Below are 19,097 nucleotides of genomic sequence, written 5' to 3'. Positions count from 1 at the left end.
ATTAACGAGCTACGGACTGGGGAGCACTTGGGTGGTTAGAAGAAGCATATACAGTTACCTCGAAAAGGAGGGGCATGAACACGAAAAGCGACAGTAAACAAGTTGTGAGAACACTGGGTCAACGATTGACCATAATGGCAATTTTGGGCCTTGTAGTCATAACAGTTTTGTTCGGTATCAATCAAATTGTCCAAAAAGCTGCCAATGTGCCCCCTGGTAATGGACAAGGTACAGGTTCAGGAGCCATTGCCCAAGATGTTTCTGTCTGGACTCAAACCAGTAAATACGACTTCGACCGCGGCCTAATTTATCAAGTGGATACTTCGGCAAGCCCTGGAGATGTTGTGCTCGCTATAAAAATGCAGACCGTACTGGACCAATTTAACGACCAGCGCTACATCAACTCCGAGGAAAGTCAGAACATAAGCGTAGAAGATGGTCAAGTGGAGCTTTTGCCTTTGAGATCTGAGGGCGTTTTGGTGTCTAAGAATTTATTTCCTCAGCACATAGTACGTGTGGAGTCCTTTAACTATGAAGCATCTATCCCTTGGCGAGCCAGTGTAAAAGTACAGTTTTCTAAAGACGGTGTAAACTGGTACAGCTCTGCAGGAACTTTAGACGGCTGGGACAAACTGTCTGAAGGTTCTCACGACATTGATTTATCAAACCTAAATTGGGTTGGCGTGTCAGAGTTTTACTACAGAATGGCGTTTGACGGTGGCGGGCTGCTGGGTTTTATGAGGCCTGCAGTAAAAGAAGTAGAACTTACGTACGCTGCCTACCACACTTCAGGCAGCATTGCCTCAATGGTCTTTGACAGCGGAGTAGAGAATGCACAGTGGGATTCTATTTGCTGGGAGGCCACGCTATCGATGAATGCCACTATTACTTTTGAAGTGAGAGCGTCAGATACGTTTTTTACACGAGACAGCGCTACTCCAGGCTGGACTTCAGTAGAAGCTGAAGCTGTCTCAAATAACTCATACCGTGCGTCAGTTGATCTGCCTTCTGGTAGGTACAAACAATGGCGTGCTACGTTAAGCACCTCTGATACTTCCACCACACCCGTACTCCATGAAGTCAGGGTCTATTACTACTAACTGAAACAGTTAGGCTGGTTTTGCGCCAAGATTTTTATTTACCCGCCCACTTTTACAGTAAAGCCGCTGTTTTCAAACAAGGCTTTTATGTGCTCAACGTGGTCTGCATCAGGTGATTCATGGGTGGGCATTCTGTAGGGTTTCCCCAGACGCACATACTTTTCTCCAACGTCGTGGAAGGGTAGCAGATCCACACGCCTCACGCTACCTATGTCATTTTTCAAGAAGGAAATCAAACCTTCAATATTTCGAGGAGTATCAGTAATACCAGGTATGAGTGGTATTCTGATAATTACATCACTTGCCCTTCCACTGCCTGCAAGAGCCTTTAAGTTTTCCTTTATGAGTTCATTTGGCACACCAGTAAAATACGCATGCTGCTGTGAATCTGCCAATTTCTGGTCATACAAGAAAACGTCTATTAAAGGTGCTAATTGAGAAAAAATGTCCTTGGGCACAAAACCAGAGGTTTCCACGGCTGTGTGAATGCCTAGTTCCTTGCATGCCTTTAGAGCATGCTGCAAGAAATGAGCTTGCATGAAGGGTTCACCACCGGTGAAGGTCACTCCTCCACCTGATTGATCGTAGTACAGCCGGTCTTTTTCCAGCTCCTGCATAAGCTCTTTTACGCTCAACGTGAAACCCACCATTTGCCAAGCAGTGGTTGGGCAGTAGTGTGCACACACGCCACAACGTGTGCACTGTGTTCTGTCAATCACTACGCCGCCTTGGGTAAGCTCTAAAGCATCCTGTGGGCATACTTCTTGGCAGGTACCGCATCTCATGCACCTGAACTCAAAATGCATCAGCTCAGGAATAGGGCTTATGCCTTCAGGGTTTTGACACCACCAGCAGCTTAGTGGGCAGCCTTTTAGAAACACCAGCGTTCTTATGCCGGGGCCATCATGCACAGCAAAACGCTGCACATCAAAAACTGTGCCTTGAGCGTCCCAATCCACAAATCCTTCTCCGAGCAACGTTTTTACACCGTTTCGTGCTCAGTTCGAGCTATGATTTCCTCCTGCAAACCCTTTGGCAGGTTCACAAAGTAATCGCTGTAACCAGCAACGCGGACCATGAGGTCCTGAAAATCTGCAGGCCTCTTCTGTGCTTCACGGAGCAATTCTGCACTGACTACGTTGAACTGAACGTGATGCCCACCCATGTTGAAAAAGCTCCTTACGAGCTGTCCCAGCTTCCTAAGGGTTTCTGGGTCTTCCACTATGTCTGGCGTGAGCTTCTGGTTAAGCAGTGCCCCACCTGTTTTATCCCAATCGCACTTGCTCACCGACCTGAACACGGCGGCTATGCCTTTTCTGTCACTACCCTGTACCGGCGAAACACCTTCGGATACGGGCATACCAGCTTTCCTTCCGTCTGGACTGGCTTCCATAACTTTGCCGAAGTACACATGAACAGTAGTGGGCAACCAATAAGCTCTGCGAGAGGCTTTCCTTACTGGTGTAGGTGGGTAACTCTCAATGAGCCACACTGTTTCATCTACTAAGGCTTTTGCTATGCTGTCGGCAAAATCGTTGTCTTCACCAAACTTAGGGGTGCGCGTAAGTATGACCTGCCTCATCATCTCATATGGACCTTCAAAGTCGTTCGTGAGTGCTTTGAGCAGCTCTTCCATGGTGAATGTGTGGTTTTCAAACACGTGGTATTTTATGGAACTCAGACTCAAAGTTACAGTGCCCAAACCAACAAGCTGTACATACTGCGTGTTGTAACGAGCCCCGCCACTGTTGTAATCCTTTGCACGCTTTACGCAATCTTCAATCCACAGCGACATGAATGGTACAGGCAGCTCAGTGGCGTAAAGTTCCTCGATAATGTCGTTGCCCTTCATCTTTATGTCCATGAAGTACTTTATTTGCTTTAAGTAGGCGTCCCAAAGTTCTTCATAAGTTTGGAAAGTGATAGGGTCTCCTGTCTCCAAACCTATTTTCTTGCCCGTTATTGGGTCCACACCATTGTTAAGGGTGATTTCCAGTATCTTTGGCAGGTTAAAATACCCTGTCAGTATGTAGGATTCTTTGCCGAAGGAACCTGTCTCCACACAACCGCTTACCCCTGCAGTCCTTGCATCTTCCAAGGTTTTCCCTTGCCTAAGCATTTTCACAATGATGCCATCAGCGTTGAACAGGGGTGGTTCACCAAAACCTGGGCCAATAACCTCTAGTGCTTTCCTGAGCAGTCTATCAGGTGTTTTATTGCTTATAAGAACTGCCGTGTTTGGCTGCAGTGTGCGCATTTCATCAAGTACTTCCAGTAGCAGGTAAGAAACATCGCTGGTGCCGTCCGAGCCGTCCACCTTTAAGCCACCAATGTTTATTTTTGTAAAATCGTTGTAGGTAAAACTTTCTTCAGCCGTGACGCCCACCTTAGGTACTGCTGGCTGGTTGTTGAACTTCACCCAAAAAGCTTCAAGCAGTTCCTTTGCTTTTTCCCGAGTTAACGTTCCTTCACTGATTTCTTTCTCATAAAAGGGCCTTAAGTGCTGATCCAGCCGCCCTGGGTTGAAAGAATCCCAGGGGTTGGTTTCATAAGTTATGCCCACGTGTATGAACCAGTAATGCTGAAGTGCCTCCCAGAAGGTTTCTGGCGCATGAGCAGGTACTTTGCGGCAAATGGAAGCCATATGTAAAAGCTCTGCTTTCCTATCCACATTCGTTTCTTCTTGTGCTAATTGTTCCAATTTCTCTGCATAACGCTGAGCATAGATAAGCAGCGCATCAGCTGCAATGTCCATGGCTTTAAGCTCTTCCAGTTTTTCTTCATATGCGGAATCGCTCTTGTCAAGCTGTGCCATGCGCCGTTTTATTTCTTCCTTAATATCCAGAATGCCCTTTTGGAAGATACGCTCGCCACCAGCAGTGTGACCCGGTGCGCGCTGTTCCATAAACTCTGTCCAAATACCCGCTTCGTAGCACTGTAGCCACTCCTCGGGCATGCGTTGGAACAGTTTTTCCCTGATGGTTTTACCTTGCCAAAAAGGCAGTATGGTGCTTTCATAAAGCTGTTTGTCTTCAGCAGTGTTGTGGTAGGGCATATTTTCTCGGGTATCTAGTATGTCCAAATCTTCCAGTGAATGAGCACATATCTCTGGGTAAGTGGGCACCTCTTTGGGGCCTGTTCCTCTTAAGCCTACAATGAGTTGGCCCTCTTCCACCGGTAAACTGCAGTGCTCCAGCAAGTACTTAAATGCCATGGCTCGCTGCACTGGTATGCTCAGGTTGTCTGCCACTCCGCTCTGGTAAAACTCTGTGACTAACCGTGCTCGCTCCGTAGAAATCTTTACTTGGGCATTTACACTTTCTTCTCTGAGCCGAGCTATGCGCTCATTTATGGGCCTAACAGCTTCTCTGCGCTTCTGGATTTCCTGCTCTATGGTCAATGTGGTCTTGTCGGCATCAGGTTGATTATTAGAATCCGTCAAATTTATTCACCTCCAAGGACTCAAAAAATCCTCTTTAGAAAATTATACTTTAGCGGGCGTACCAATCGTGGTTTTTGTGCACTATACAAACTTAAAGCTTGTTTTGGTAAAAAACATGAAAAATATCTACATATTTCCACAAAACATGATAAAATATGTAAAATTTAGACCGTTTTACATAATTTGTAATTTGCTAAGGGGTGGACATGTACAACGTTAACTGGGATTTGGAAACTAACGGAATCGTACTAACTTCCGAAAGCAAAAACACACTAATTGTAAGTCCTCGTCCGGTCTTCTTTGAGGAATTGGAGCTACTTGGCTTCAATGAGTTCTGGAAATATCCGCATACCAAAGAACCACTTTTGTGGCGTACTGGTCGAAGATACTACTACAAAGGTACCATGGTAGCTGAGGCAAAAGGTGGCGGTATTTACGAGAGGCCCCGCATAGAACTTACGGATGCAGGAAAAGGACTTGGTCTTGAGCCGGTAAAACTTCAAGCTATGCTTGAAAAGAACAAAGAGCAGTTGGAAGTTTTGGAGAATGAAGCCATTGACTTCGTGAACCACATATATAAAAGATATAAAGGAAAGGTCAGCGCTTTCGTGGTTTCCTTTAGTGCTGGTAAGGATTCGCAAGTCATATTGGACATTGTTTCCAAAGTTATTCCACCTGAGGATTATTTTGTGATTTTTACGGACACTACCATGGAAATACCCCCCACTTACGAAGCTTTCGAAGAAACAAAGAGGAAATACAGGGAAACGTACCCTGAACTAAAGTTCTACACGGCAAGGAACTGGAAACCGGCGGAGGCAACTTGGAAGGAATTTGGTCCACCTAGTCGACTCTTGAGGTGGTGCTGTTCAGTGCATAAGAGTGCGCCCATGATAAGGTTAGTTCGTGAAATAGTTGGCAGAAACGATGGTGTGCGGATTGTGGTTTTTGATGGTGTTAGGGAAGAAGAAAGCACACGAAGAAAAGGTTACTCCAGGCTTGCTGAGAACGTGAAGCATTTTACGCAAATAAATGCTGAGGTAATTAAGCGCTGGACGACAACAGAAGTTTACACGTACATACTTGCTAGAGAACTTCCTTTGAACACGGCATATCGCCTCGGGTTAGACAGAGTTGGTTGCAGTGTTTGTCCGTTTGCCTCGCAATGGACAGAGTACATGATAGGAAGGGGCTACTTAGAAACTGTAAAGAGCTTTATCAACCAAGTAGAGAAAACAGTAGAATCCCTCGGCATAGAAGATAAGGCTGAAGTAAGAAAGTACATCTCCGAGGGTAACTGGAAAAAACGCGGTGGCGGTGAGGGCGTCGACACGGGGAAAACACGCTTGGACATCATCCAGAAAGAAGAAGGTCAACGATTTGTTCTAAATGATCCCGGCGACAGATTTGAAGAATGGATAAAAGTACTTGGTCCTGTGAGGGTTGCGAGTGACAATGGGAAGTTGGAAGGAGATCTTCTGGTATCAAATAGAACGCTGCATTTTTCTGTCGATAAAAACACTGCTGGACGTGCCATAGTTGACATTGATGGAATAAAAGGCGACAAGCTACTTCTTGGAAGACTTAACAAAGTTGCCTATAAATCGACTTACTGTGCGCACTGCGGAGTATGTGAAGTTGAATGCCCTACGGGTGCATTATCTGTTATCCCATCGGTTTTGGTGAACACAAGCAAATGCATTCATTGTTACAGCTGTTTGGATTTTGTTGAAAAGGGTTGCCTTAGAGCAAAATCTGTGGCAACTTTGGTAAGTCAAAAGGAGGGAGGCAATACCATGTCGACGCTGTCTGGTTTTGGAAACTATTTGACTTTTGGGCTGAGAAGCGAATGGTTAAAGGATTTCATGATGAAGGGAAACAATTGGTTTTCAGACAACATTCTTGGCCCTAAACAAGTTGAAGCCATGCTTTATTGGTTACGTGATGCAGAGCTTATCGATAGTAAGAGGAAAACAGTAACACCCTTTTATGAGCACCTAAAGGGCATATTTGAAAAGGACGAGCTGCTGGCTTTTGAACTAGTGTGGGTTAATCTGTTTTACAATTCTGCTCCAGTGTTTTGGTACCTGAGCAGAGTCCCATGGGGTAAAGCTTACTCTTCAAACGAGCTCAAGCAAATGGTGGAAAACGAGGGGCTTACCATAACCAAAAGAACAATATCAAACGGTATCGATGGGTTGTTTAACACTTTCGAAGCTAATCAATATCTGCAAAAGCTCGGTGTTGTTTCTGTGGTGAGACATGACCGAGAACGAGTGGCTTTAAAGATGGGTACGAACGATGTGCATCCAGCAGCAGTCCTTTATTCGCTTTACCGCTATGCAATACGCAAAGGGTATTACAACCTTACGGTAAAGGAGCTTTATAACGAATCCAACAGTGCTTATGGTGGGCCCTACGTCATTTTTGGCGTAGAAAGGCAAAGCTTAGAGCGGCTGCTTCGTGGGATGCAAGAATACTACAAAGGACTTGTCAGCGTGGATTTGGTAGCGGACTTGGACAACATTCACTTGGACCCTTCGGTCAAGGACTACAAGGAGCTGCTATCTGAAAATGTGGACATTTGACTCCTATGACGAATTGGTTGATGCTATAAGGGAAAGGTACTCTAATTTTGGTCTTCGAGAAGAATGGATGACATCATTCTTGAATCTTGGAGAAGACTATCTTCGTAATAACACATTAGGGCCCAAGCAAAAGACAGCCTTAAATGAATACTTGAGGGATGCTGGTTTCATAGAAAGAAACAGAAAAAGCACGGAGTTATGTGATGTTGTCAGGTTTGGTTATTCTTTAGGTTCACTTTCTGTGCTGAGCGTGTGGGCGATTATATGGGCAAATCTTTGTCATAACTCGGGAATCTTTCTATGGTGGGCAAACCAACCACCCGGTAATTATACGAGAGAGAGCATGCTTCAGGAGTTGCGACAAACTGATAAACGAGAGAGAACTTTGACAAACATTACTAATTCCCTTATAAGTACCCTTCAGTCCACACCAATTGGGAAGGATTTGCGCCAAGGAGAGGTCATTAAATCGGGCCGAAGCAGAATTGTTCAGAAAATTGGACATCCAAAGCTCAACTTAGTGGAAGTTATCTATGCTTTCTACATGTTTGCTAGGAAACATGAAATGTTCTCCATATCCATTGAAGATATGGAACCATATGTTGAGTCACCGCAAAAGATTTTTTGCATAACATCGGCAGAGTTGGCAGATGTGTTGGGGAGTAGCAAAAGCGAAAAGCTCTTCAAGGTTACCTGGACCAATGACAAAGTTTACCTGGATTTGGATGAAGGGCTTAATGAGGTTGACGTGCTAAAAATGTGTATTTCCACAGGGGGTGGGTAACAGTGAGATACTCAGAGATTTTGGGGCTTTACGAAAACTTCAAGCCAGCTTATGACCTAACTGATGAAATCAAGAATGGCTGGAAACAGTTCATTCCAGTGGATTCTTTTATTGACCTGCTAAGTAGTTTTTTGGAGGCTTTAGAATCGTCGGATCCAAGAACAAAGAGATCCATTTGGCTTCAAGGTAAGTATGGTGTTGGAAAGAGTCACGCTACAAGCGTTGTAAAACACCTGCTGTGGGACCCGTGGGAGGACATAGAAGAGTTTGTTGACCAACTAGGCAATGTTAAACCTCAGCTACAGAAAAAATTGGAGAACTTCCGTCATAGGAACCGTGTATTTCCGGTTGTCCTTAAAGGTAGTGGTTCTATCAATGATGGACTCTCATTCAAGTGGGCAATACAGAATGCTGTGAAAAGAGCATTGAACCAAGAAGGGTTAGACATTACACCGTTAACGGAGTTTGAGCAATACAAGAGGCACGTTCTTGAGCAGGAAAAATACGGGCATGATTGGGACGTATTCCTAAATGAGAAACCGCAGTTGCGGGCCATGGTGGGTAACAGAGATGGACTAATAACAGCACTTGAACATGGTAACGTAGAGGTGCTAAAGGCTTTCCGTAAGGCTCTTGGCGATGTTCTGTTGCCTACTGCGGATATCGAAACATGGCTTGAAGAAGTTGTAAAGGAATTAAAAGCGCAGGATGTTGCAACTTCTATGGCTATTTATTGGGACGAATTTACGTCCGTATTGGACATACAGAGAAGGGCTCCTGAAATACTCACACTACTGCAAAACATCGCCGAGAAGACATTCTCATCAGACATATATTTGTTCGTGGTTAGTCATAGGGATCCTGAACAAATTGCTTATACCGAAGACGAGAAAAAGGTTCTCGACAGATTCATTAGCAAAACTTACAGAATGGAAGAAATTACAACTTACGATATCATTGCCCATGCCATCAAGAAAAAAGATCCGGAGCAGTGGAAAATACTAAGGGATCAGTGTTTACGGAACACATCAATAACTAACCTCATACTAAGGCTAACCAGTACTGATGGGGCCGATATCAAGAGAATAGTGAGCGATGTATTTCCCATTCATCCTTACACGGCTTTCTTGGCAGCCAAACTGGCTGACCATGTAGGTTCCGCGGAAAGAACCATATTCAGCTTTTTGTACGATGAGGAAAAGGGATTCAATGGTTTCATGAAGGAATACCCTAAGGAGTTCCATGGAAGTACGGAATACTTTCTCACTGCACCCACGCTATGGGATTTCTTTGTAGAGGAATTTGAGAACTCAGAATCAGAAAAAATGCGCTCCATTCTACAAAAGTTCACTCAGTACAAAGATGATCTTGACAATAGGGGCTCCGCCTATGGCGCCGTATTTCGCGTTATTCTCCTGCTAAATGTTTTGTACACGTTTGTGGGTGGGAGCTCCGCCATGGCTGGAGTTAACCTACTCTTGCCCTCTGAAGAAAACATAAGAGGTGCTTTTGCAGGGACGACCTTAGAAGAGGCAGTTACGGATGTATTAGGTTATCTTGTGGACAGAGAAATATTTGATTTGACTGCTGATGGGCTTTACGAGGTGGCTGTTAGTAATTTGCCTGAGGATGAGGTAAAGAAAAAGAAAGTAGAATTTGGTAAGAAATACGAGGACGTCTCAAAACTCATTAAAGAATACGACGATCTTTACAATAATTTGCTGTCTGGCTTACGCAAGAACGTGCTAAGGGAGTTGGATATCGGAATTTACGGGGCTAATTCCCGAAACTATGAAGTGAAAAAAGTACTACGCGAGGATTTTAAAAAGCCATATGCTCTGAAAGTTGCCATTTTTGTTGGGAGATCTGAAGATGAGCTTAGGAACATAGAGAGCGTCATTGACGAAATTATGAAGACTCCGCAAGAATCTAATCCGCATAGCGTGGTTTTTGTGGTAGCTCGGAATACCCTGGGCGAAAAGGAGTTTGACAAGTTCATAACATACAAGGCGAAATCGGCTGTGGCAAGGGAACATGGGTACGAATCAGCTATTGAAAATGAGAAGTGGGCACGCAAGTTCGCAGAAAACTTTGCTAGTTCCATAGAAAAAGGTACAGCTATGGTTTTCAGTAAACAGGGCAAGCAGAACGTGAGCTTTAGTTCTCTGCCCACAGTTCTAAACAACCACAGTAAAGATATCTTTGAATTTGGTTTGGAAAACATAGAAGACCTTACACAGAATAAGAACATTTGGGAGAAGAAAAGGGCAGAAAAATTGGCTCAGATTTTCTGTGCTGCTCAAAGCTATGAGGATCTAGTGCAAAGAACAAGAAACAATGCCAGGTACAACATGATCATGGCCATGTTCAGGACAAATGGGGAATACATTGTAGATAACAAGCTGTTTTTGAAAAAGGACTTGACGGATGGTGACCACCCACTAGTAAAAATATGCAAAGAAGTAGAACGAGCATTAGAGAATAACAGAGGATCCACTTTCAGTTTGCGAGCTGTCCTGGGTTTCTTGGCTTATGAACCGTACGGGCTTTATGCGAACGAGGTAAACACCGCTGCTCTTGCTTTTGCCTTGCGTCCTTACATAAACAAAATATTCCAGGCAAACAGCGGAATAAAAATAACGCCCGACCAAATGGGTAGCAAGGTGGTAAAACTTCTAGATTCTTTCGATAACGGTGGGGTTGCTTCAGATGAGCTTCGTGTCAGACTTGGCTCCGAAGAAGAGAGCTCTTTAGTAAGTTTGCTTACCAAGCTTTTTGATTTACAAGAGAATGAAAACTTGACCAATGTGAGATGGGGTGTAAGAAAGTGGTTTACTGAAAAAGCAAGAGTGCCAGTGTGGGTTCTAAAGTATGTGGATGAGCTCAAAGGTCTGGATAACGTTAAAGAGAATACTACCAATTTCATCGTAACGGTGATTGATAAGCTGGTAAGCTCGCCTGACAGTGAATTGAACCAAGAATCGATTTCAAGTTTTTATAAATTGCTGCAAAGGTTTGAGCCATTTCTCACACGAGCTTTGGACATAGAAAAGCTTAATAGAGCATTTGAAGAATGGCTTCAACAGCAAGACGACGTTGCGACTGTGTTGCCCGATGACATTCCATCTGTTAAAGAGTATTTGACTCGCAATATGCAGGAACAAGTAGCACTTTGGAAAGAAGACAAGTTGAGGTTACAGCTACAAAAATGGGGCCAGGAGAAAGAAGCTTCAGAAACAGAAAAGCAACTGGCGAAAATAATAGGCAAGATTTTCAGGCTTGAGGAAGACTTGCCGGAGGTGGGTACGACTGTAAAAGCGGTCCGCCAAAAAATAAACAACGAAGTAGGTTATCCTATCTGGCTGTTTAAGTATTTTTACAATGATGAAGACTTCAGTGATGCAGTTATGGCACTCAACACTTTGGTAGTTAGTAGTGAAGGTTCTGGCGCCATGTTTGATTACGGTAAATACGTTAACTTGCTTAGGGGCAAGGAAGACGTACTGGCAAGCAATTTCAGTCCCGTTGTGGGTTCGAAGGCACTCAGTATTTGGGCACAGCGATGCAATTGTGATACCACTGCTAATGTTGGCCAAGACTTAGTGCGGCTGGCTGGAGGCGAAGTTTGGAAAATAACAGAAGACCAGTTACGTGAAGTTATTACTATTAAGGACTTCCTCCTTACTACGGCGCGTTTATTCGGACTCGAATCGGTTAGCAACATGACTGATTTGAGTTCTGGAATACAGGAATGGTTGGACAGAGTTGGTTACCCATACTGGTTTTTTGAAAAGATCGCACAAGATTCTAATTTAAGAAGTTTACTGTCTGACATTGCCGATGTTGTTAGGAGTGCAGGTTCAAAGCAAGACGCTGAGCACTTAGGGAATTTAGCCAAACGAATAAAAGCTTCTGAGCCCCAGCTGAAAGAGCTTTTAACCCCAGAAAGCGCTAGCTTGTACATGAAGATTTTGTTGGAGGAAAGCTTTAGCCTATATGACTTGGACGATGCTACAGTGAGGCAGTTGTTACGAGAAGTAAGGCAAGTACTGAAAGATACTGATTTTTACTGGAATGAAGAGAAGTTTAATGAACAACTGAAACGACGAATTGACGTTTTGAAAGGTGAACAAAAGAAGAACAAACTAAGAGAAACCATAGAGAGCGGCTCTCACGATCTTAAAGAGATAATGTTACGCCTGATTGAGGAATATCCTGAGGTTTGTGAGTGGCTAGTGCGTGAACTTGGGTTAGGTGAATAACATGAATGTGACTGGCTTTGATGAACTTGCTGCTTTGGTTAACCAGGATAAGGCGTCAAATATTCCTTCTGCAACGCGTTACCCTGTTCGCTTCATCTTTGTGAAAGATGTGTGGACCGTAAAGAACATTGTGGAAATGTTGAAACAAAGGTCGGCCATGGTAGTTGATGTGTCCAATGTTTTTCCGCTGAATTTCAGCTCAGACGGTTTTCCTACAGCTAGTACTCTTTTACAGGAGATAAGCACACAAGACGGAGACTTAGTCGTTGTCTCTGCAGGGAACTTGATTCGTTTTTGGTCAGATGATGAGTTTGGCCTCCTTGTGAGCAGTCTCATGGAGTTTGAGAATTCGCTTAGAACACCTAACCGCCGTATATACGTAATCCTGGAGGGTTTGGCTGAGCGTTTTGATGCGGTGTTTTGGGACAAACGTAGAAGGCATATTGGTATTGATCCCAGATGGGTACTGGACAGCCCAAGAAGTACGGTTCGTGTTAACATGCTGCGGTTTGACTACCAAATCAACGGAAGAAATGTTTTGCCCGATGTCAAGTCGCTAGCTGGACTTTGGCAAGGACCCAAGCAGAACGAGTTCATATGTTGTTCTCAAACTTTGCGCACGAAAACCTGTTATTGCTCAGACGACGTTGTATCCTTTATTGATTTAGATACGCCGCCTGAATTCTTACAAAAGGTAATGCACATCGATGTTAGCTGTATTCCATACGAAAAGGGTGAAGAGGGCTTTTGGACCGAGCTAATTAATGAGTTTAGAAATACTAAATTACATTCAGTGAGGACGCTGCTGGAGAAAAAATACAACCTCAACAATGCAGAAGAAGCTAATTGGACAGATATTTTTGTTAGTAAATCGAAAAATGATTATGAAAGATGGGTCATTAAGAACTTCGTTGTGCGTTGTACTGATGACGATGCGTTAGAGTTTGTTAGATTAACATTTGGAGCCATGCGTGGTATGTCGGTTGAGGAGTTTGTTGAACAGTGTTGGATGAGTCCTTTTCAAGAAACGCTTTCAAAAGAGTTGTTGGCTCAGCGCTTCGTTGTTCTTCGCGACATACATACACTCTTAGGCAAACGGGTTCCGATTCAAATAGAACGTGAGCTGGAAGAGAAGCTAAGCACGGGTGATCCATCGACTTTAGCGCCCTTGGTAACCGGAATTACCTTTGCTGAGAGGAAATGGCTAGTTAGAAACTGGGAGTTAGTGAATGACTTAAAAGATAAGTATTCTGCTCTTCACTACTACCTTTCAGATGTGAACGTGGTTAGCGATTCGCCATTTACTGATAAACTACTTGCCTACATAAATGAATACAAGCGCTGCAAGTTAAGAAATACAATTACTGACGAATTAGAATCCTTGCTGGAAGACTTAAACAAGGATGAATCTTCTTTTTACGATTGGTATTACTCTTTACCTACGGCCGCAAAGTTAATTGGTGGTGATATTTGCGGCTCACTCCATTGGGTAGATGGTTTGGGCATGGAGTTTGCATCATTGGTGTGCAAAAAATTGGAGGAAATGGGATACGAAGCGGAAGTTCATCTTGCCAGAGCGAACTTGCCAAGCACCACAGGTTCTAATATGTTTCAAGGTATTGAAAGAATTGATGCACTGGACAGCTACATTCATGGCAAAACCACATACCAATACCCGGATGATTTAGTTAAGGAGCTGGAGTTGGTCGCAGACGAAATCCTCCCGCCTTTGGCTTCTTTGAAGAAGGACTTTTGCCTGGTTTCTGATCATGGGTTTACGGTTTTTGCATGCAATAAGTTTCAAAAAGTACATAAGTTTAAGTTCGAGAAGGTTCGCGACGAAGGGCGTTACGCCGAGCTTGACCCGGGACAGAAGGTGCCACACGATGAGGATGTTGTTGTTTACGAGGATCCAGAAAGTGAGAGAAAATTCGTACTTGCGTTAAGGCACATATCCGTTTCGCAAACGCCAAAAAGAGAGTCCCATGGTGGGGCAACACCTGAAGAAGTTTTGGTTCCGGTCATTTTCGCCAGAGTGGCTAAGAAAGTAGAATACGAAGTAGAGTTGGAGACACCTAGCATATCTGTGCGAAACCGTGTACTTCGTTTTCGGTTAAAACCCGAACCCAAAGCTGTTCCGGAGGTAGTCATTGGGTCTAACAGGTATGAAGCAACACGAACAAAGGATTGGTTCGAAGTTAGCCTGAAAAACCTCCGATCAGGTGATTATGTGGCTAAAATCACAGTACCCGGATTTGAACAGGAAGTACAATTCAAAGTTAAGGGTGGGATTGAAGAAAGGGGCTTATGATGAGCGAGGACTTAGACAGGAAGATAAGGGACGTTTTCCCGGATGAATCCGTTTACAAAATGCCACAAAATTATGGCGTCTTTAGTGGTAGAAACATACCATCCTTCATAAAAGATTGGCTCATAAAAAAGTTCACTGATGAAGACGGCACACTGGATAAGCAAGGTCTGCTTAGTTACCTTGACAGGTTTCTCCCAGATAAGAAGCAAGCACAGATTATCAAGAAACAGCTTGTTCAGACTCAAGAACCATATACGGTGTTGGCGCGCGTACAGACACAAGCAGACATTAAGAAGGGCATCATACGCTTTTCCATACCAGATTTCGGCATAGGTCCAGGGGAAGGCATAATACCTCGATCTCTTATAGAAGCTCATCCGGAGCTAATGGCAGATGAAATATGGGGCATATTTACGTTGGTTTACGAGCCTGAGGATGAGCACACACCAGGACATATCTCGGTTATGGATTTTAAACCTTTCAAACCTTATGAAGTGGACTTGGATTACTTTAAGGAAGGGCGTAAGGAGTTCACCTTGGAGGAGTGGATTGATGTTCTCATAAGAGCCATGGAATACATGCCTACAGGTTTCGAGAGTGCCCAGCAAAAACTGCTATTCCTTAGCAGATTGCTCGTCTTCGTTGAGCCAAGGCTGAACATGATTGAACTTGCTCCAAAAGGTACGGGGAAGTCATACATTTTCAACAACTTAACAAAATACGGTTGGTGCATAAGTGGAGGCACAGTGACCAGAGCAAAGATGTTTTACGATATCTCACGTCGGTCTTTTGGCTACATTACCAGGTACGATTTTGTTGCTCTGGATGAAATAGAAACTTTAAAATTCGCGGAGGAAGAAGAACTTAAAGGTGCGCTCAAGAACTATCTGGAGCTTGGGAAGTTTACCATTGCAGATGTTACCAAGACCTCTGAGGCCGGTTTCATGCTTCTTGGCAATATTCCTTTAACTAGTGAACATAAGCCCATAAACGATATTTACTTTAGTCATTTGCCTGACTTCTTCCGCGATTCTGCTTTACTTGACAGATTTCATGGTTTCATCGAGGGGTGGCATTTACCCCGCATAAATGAGGATATGAAAGTTAGCGGGTACACACTAAATGTGGAGTTTTTCTCCGAGATACTACACAAAGTAAGAGAGCGTAGCGAATATGCGGCCATAGTTGATGAGCTGCTAGATATACCACCTAAAGCAGATACCAGAGATGTAACCGCGGTAAAAAGATTGTGTACGGCCTATCTGAAGATCCTTTTTCCGCACATTACTGATAGTTCCCAAATAACTAAAGAGGAGTTCGAGACGTATTGTCTGAAGCCTGCTTTGGAGAAGCGTGCCATTGTCAAGAGGCAAATCCATCTTATGGATCCTGAATTCAAAGCTGCTATTCCCGACATCGTGGTGAAGCAAGACCATGTTAGCACATGAAGGCAAACGAGTACAGGCTCGACCTGAAATGAAGTGAGCGAGGATGTTTGATGGAGAGGGTGACCCTGATTATAAGGGCAGCCTTGAAGAGCTAGAGCAAAATCTTCTCTTGCAGCAATTGGATGAGATAATCGAAGCTTTTGAGTCGAAAGAAGGCGTAAGAGAAGGCGGTAACAATGAAAAGCGGACAACATGGAATTTCCAATCATTCCATAAAACCAACCGTGTTGATGGCGCGCAGACAAGGCAGAAAAGTCGGTTGGGTTCTTCTAATGTACAAATCCAAAAGACTTCACAAAAACATGAAGGGGCTTATGGAAGTGAAACTTACAAGATAGGGCGACGGAACAGTCGCGACGAAGAATTCGCAGAAAATGAGTGGGATTACCTAATGAATCCTCGATGGTATTTTGGTGACAAAAAACCTAGAAAATGGGGCGATGACAAAATCCTCAGAGCACGGCTTCTGTTAAGTGACTACAGGAATGGGGTAGTGAGTGACTACATTCCACTTGAAGCTGAGTATGAGCTTTGCGACATACTTAATGAACTCTATGAGGATGAAGATCCAGAGGAAAATTGGTAAATTTGTTTTTTTCTCACAGGAGGTAACAGCTTAATGGCAACCTTTGAGGAATTCATGGATTTGGACATAAGGGTGGGAAGAGTGATAAACGCAGAGGATTTTCCTAAGGCGAGAAAGCCTGCTTACAAGCTCACCATTGATTTTGGTCCTTTGGGTGTGAAAAGGTCCAGCGCACAGATTACGGAACTTTACAAGAAGGAAGACTTGGTGGGCAAGGAGGTTGTCGCCGTAATGAATTTTCCGCCGAAGCGGGTTGCTGACTTTGTTTCTGAGGTACTAGTGCTTGGCGTATACACAGAAAACGGTGTGGTATTGCTCCAGCCAGATAGAGAAGTACCTCTGGGTTGTAAGATCGGTTAACTAAACGGCCCAATGCTAAAATATGCAGTGGAGGGTATAGCATAGAGATGCATTAGTGACTGAGTAACGCCTAAAGAATTTTCCGTGGTTCAGCCCTGGCGATGTTTTCTTGGTATTCGCTTTTGGGCGAAGAAAAGTAAGAAGGAGGCGTTTTCAGTCATGGAAGCTGTGCACGGGTTCAAATTCTTATGGAACAAAATCCTCAAAGAATATAAGGTTTATTACTTTTTATATGGTTTTGTGTCCATCATAATGAAGGCGCTTATTGTTGCCACACTACTAAGGGTGGGAGGGTTCAGCTTTGACGGTGCGTCAATTGTGGGAGGTGCAACGCCATGCTTATAATAAGAAACTTGACTTTGTACCTGCTTAAAGACTTAAGAACGCTGCTGGATGATTTTAACTTCTCGTTGGAAAAAAGTCAGAAGGTAGCTTTGATAGGGGAAGAAGGAAACGGCAAGTCAACGCTGCTAAAGGTCATCGTAGATGAAGACTTAGTGGCAGACTACGTGAAAGTGACGGGCGAAATAAACAAAAAAGGCGAAATCATTGGTTACCTTCCGCAGGTGATGCCAGATAGGGATCTTTCCATGACAACGCTGGATTACCTTAATAGCCATATCAACATGGAAGAAATAAACTATTCTGAGCTCCACAAATTTGCCAGCAGTATGGGCTTTCCACTTGAACTCATGTCTTCCGATATCTTTGTTAAAAACCTTTCGGGTGGAGAAAAGATCAAATTCCAACTGCTCTGCCAGATGATGAAGCATCCAACACTTCTGCTGCTGGATGAACCGAGCAACGATTTGGACATATGGTCGGTTCGATGGCTGGAGCAGTTTATAAGGGATGCCAGGATTCCTGTGATTTTCGTCTCTCACGATGAAGTACTCCTGGAAAACTGCGCCAACACTATAATCCACATTGAACAGCTCATTAAGAAAACGAAACCCTTTTACACCATTGCGGGGCAAGGATACGCTGATTACGTGAGCAGTAGAGAGAGCCGCATAAGCAGGCAGACTAAGCTGGCGCAGAAGGAACGGGAAGAGTATGAAAAGAAAATGGAAAAGTACAGGCGCATCTACAGTAGTGTTCAATATGCCTTGCGCACAGTTTCCAGAGGCTCGCCTGCGGAAGCAAAGAATTTGAAAGACAAGATACACTCTGTGAAAGCCATGGGGCGCCGTTTTGAAAAGCAGAAAGAGAACATGACGCCGCTGCCGGCTTTTGAAGAAAGCATCCTTGTTACCTTCGACGAAAACGTTACGGTTCCTAAGGGAAAAGTGCTTCTTGATTTTCACCTGAGTGAACTAAGAGCAGGCGATAAACTGCTGAGCAGAGACATAAATCTGTTTGTTATGGGTCCACAAAAGGTGTGCATCGTGGGCGCGAACGGCGCTGGCAAAACGACCTTGCTAAAAGAAGTACTTCGTTACCTAAGTAACCAGAATACCATTCGTTTTGGCTACATGCCTCAGGACTACGCAGAGGAAATGGAACCTAAGCAATCAGCCATAGAATTTTTGACGGTGGATGGTACAAAGGAAGAGCAGACTGCGATCCGCACCCACCTTGGAAGTATGAAATTCACTAGAGAAGAAATGGTACATCCCATTGAGGAGTTGTCAGGTGGTCAAAGGGCAAAACTGTATTTTCTAAGGATGGTTCTTAGGCGTCCTGAGCTTCTCGTTTTAGATGAACCTACCAGGAATATTTCGCCATTGTCGGGTCCTGAGATCAGGAAGGCACTAAGGTCCTTTAAGGGAGGCATAGTAGCAGCATCCCATGATAGAAAGTTCATTTCCGAAGTGTGCGACCAGCTTTACCTGCTGGACCAAAATGGGCTTCACCCGCTGACCTATGAAGATTTGGAGCAAACCATGCTAAGAGGCAGCATGACTAAATAAACTGACAATGCCCAAAATCCTAGCCACAGAAGGTGGATCTTCGCAAAATAGGAATGTGAAGGCCCACGATTACTGGTACTCTAAAACGTTTCATAGTACACCCCCTAATGTAACTCGGATAAATACATTCGTTTAGACATTATAGCTTGATTAGTTGGACACATATATTGGGGTAGTGTAGATGAAACATACGGCGAATTTGCATTTACACTATTGATAGTTTGCTGGCCTCCGGACTTCTTTGTTCCTTAATGCATTCGCCTTCTTTTGTGTCCTAATAGCCCCTCACACAGCGAAATTGTA

The 19,097-nt window shown here is 44.0% G+C and carries 12 protein-coding genes; 10 read left to right on the top strand and 2 right to left on the bottom strand.

Features of this window, described 5'->3' with window-relative positions; all coding sequences use genetic code 11:
• Window positions 1-74: 74 nt before the first annotated feature.
• A complete protein-coding gene (locus COPRO5265_RS07150) occupies window positions 75-1,100 on the top strand; it encodes a hypothetical protein (RefSeq protein ID WP_012543631.1) in 1,026 nt (341 codons plus the stop codon).
• A 38-nt stretch (window positions 1,101-1,138) separates the two neighbouring features.
• On the opposite strand, the gene COPRO5265_RS07145 is transcribed toward COPRO5265_RS07150, so the two are convergent.
• Both COPRO5265_RS07145 and hypD read right to left on the bottom strand, forming a co-directional pair.
• Window positions 1,139-2,059, bottom strand: coding sequence for a glycyl-radical enzyme activating protein (locus COPRO5265_RS07145; protein WP_012544895.1), 921 nt, complete (start codon window positions 2,057-2,059; stop codon window positions 1,139-1,141).
• A gap of 23 nt (window positions 2,060-2,082) precedes the next feature.
• Entirely contained in the window at window positions 2,083-4,542 is a 2,460-nt protein-coding gene (gene hypD / locus COPRO5265_RS07140) for a trans-4-hydroxy-L-proline dehydratase (RefSeq protein ID WP_012543841.1), read from the bottom strand.
• A 206-nt stretch (window positions 4,543-4,748) separates the two neighbouring features.
• Here hypD and COPRO5265_RS07135 point away from each other — a divergent pair, with 206 nt between their 5' ends.
• The 9 genes from COPRO5265_RS07135 to COPRO5265_RS07095 all read left to right on the top strand — a co-directional run bounded on the left by COPRO5265_RS07135 (window position 4,749) and on the right by COPRO5265_RS07095 (window position 18,794).
• Window positions 4,749-7,130, top strand: a complete 2,382-nt coding sequence (locus tag COPRO5265_RS07135) for a phosphoadenosine phosphosulfate reductase domain-containing protein (protein WP_012544267.1) — start codon at window positions 4,749-4,751, stop codon at window positions 7,128-7,130.
• Window positions 7,117-7,914, top strand: coding sequence for a hypothetical protein (locus tag COPRO5265_RS07130; protein WP_012543771.1), 798 nt, complete (start codon window positions 7,117-7,119; stop codon window positions 7,912-7,914). The genes COPRO5265_RS07135 and COPRO5265_RS07130 overlap by 14 nt, the downstream gene beginning before the upstream one ends.
• Before the next feature lie 2 nt (window positions 7,915-7,916).
• On the top strand, window positions 7,917-12,176 hold the full coding sequence (locus COPRO5265_RS07125; RefSeq protein ID WP_012544415.1) for a hypothetical protein: 4,260 nt from the start codon (window positions 7,917-7,919) through the stop codon (window positions 12,174-12,176).
• Window position 12,177: 1 nt separating this feature from the next.
• Window positions 12,178-14,487: a BREX-4 system phosphatase PglZ gene (gene pglZ, locus COPRO5265_RS07120; protein ID WP_012543746.1), complete on the top strand. Its 2,310-nt coding sequence runs from the start codon at window positions 12,178-12,180 to the stop codon at window positions 14,485-14,487.
• Complete coding sequence (gene brxL, locus COPRO5265_RS07115; RefSeq protein WP_012544181.1) at window positions 14,487-15,935, top strand: BREX system Lon protease-like protein BrxL; 1,449 nt, start codon at window positions 14,487-14,489, stop codon at window positions 15,933-15,935. Before pglZ ends, brxL begins: the two co-directional genes overlap by 1 nt.
• 43 nt (window positions 15,936-15,978) lie before the next feature.
• Window positions 15,979-16,521 (top strand): hypothetical protein, encoded by a 543-nt coding sequence (locus COPRO5265_RS07110; RefSeq protein ID WP_012543466.1) that lies wholly within the window; start codon window positions 15,979-15,981, stop codon window positions 16,519-16,521.
• Between the two features lie 33 nt (window positions 16,522-16,554).
• Window positions 16,555-16,881: a tRNA-binding protein gene (locus COPRO5265_RS07105; RefSeq protein ID WP_012544478.1), complete on the top strand. Its 327-nt coding sequence runs from the start codon at window positions 16,555-16,557 to the stop codon at window positions 16,879-16,881.
• A gap of 159 nt (window positions 16,882-17,040) precedes the next feature.
• Window positions 17,041-17,226 carry a hypothetical protein gene (locus COPRO5265_RS07100; RefSeq protein ID WP_041735861.1) on the top strand — a complete coding sequence of 62 codons (186 nt, stop codon included), beginning with the start codon at window positions 17,041-17,043 and terminating at the stop codon, window positions 17,224-17,226.
• A complete protein-coding gene (locus COPRO5265_RS07095) occupies window positions 17,217-18,794 on the top strand; it encodes an ATP-binding cassette domain-containing protein (protein WP_012544685.1) in 1,578 nt (525 codons plus the stop codon). Before COPRO5265_RS07100 ends, COPRO5265_RS07095 begins: the two co-directional genes overlap by 10 nt.
• Window positions 18,795-19,097: the final 303 nt, after the last annotated feature.

This window comes from Coprothermobacter proteolyticus DSM 5265 (genome assembly GCF_000020945.1).
Classification (GTDB): domain Bacteria; phylum Coprothermobacterota; class Coprothermobacteria; order Coprothermobacterales; family Coprothermobacteraceae; genus Coprothermobacter; species Coprothermobacter proteolyticus.
The sequence above is the reverse complement of the archived record's forward strand: the minus strand, read 5'-3'. Positions and strand labels throughout refer to the sequence as shown.

Coding starts and splice junctions, on each gene's coding strand:
- COPRO5265_RS07150 (WP_012543631.1), top strand. CDS start 75: ATGAACACGAAAAGCGACAGTAAACAAGTTGTGAGAACACTGGGTCAA.
- COPRO5265_RS07135 (WP_012544267.1), top strand. CDS start 4,749: ATGTACAACGTTAACTGGGATTTGGAAACTAACGGAATCGTACTAACT.
- COPRO5265_RS07130 (WP_012543771.1), top strand. CDS start 7,117: ATGTGGACATTTGACTCCTATGACGAATTGGTTGATGCTATAAGGGAA.
- pglZ (WP_012543746.1), top strand. CDS start 12,178: ATGAATGTGACTGGCTTTGATGAACTTGCTGCTTTGGTTAACCAGGAT.
- brxL (WP_012544181.1), top strand. CDS start 14,487: ATGAGCGAGGACTTAGACAGGAAGATAAGGGACGTTTTCCCGGATGAA.
- COPRO5265_RS07110 (WP_012543466.1), top strand. CDS start 15,979: ATGTTTGATGGAGAGGGTGACCCTGATTATAAGGGCAGCCTTGAAGAG.
- COPRO5265_RS07105 (WP_012544478.1), top strand. CDS start 16,555: ATGGCAACCTTTGAGGAATTCATGGATTTGGACATAAGGGTGGGAAGA.
- COPRO5265_RS07100 (WP_041735861.1), top strand. CDS start 17,041: ATGGAAGCTGTGCACGGGTTCAAATTCTTATGGAACAAAATCCTCAAA.
- COPRO5265_RS07095 (WP_012544685.1), top strand. CDS start 17,217: ATGCTTATAATAAGAAACTTGACTTTGTACCTGCTTAAAGACTTAAGA.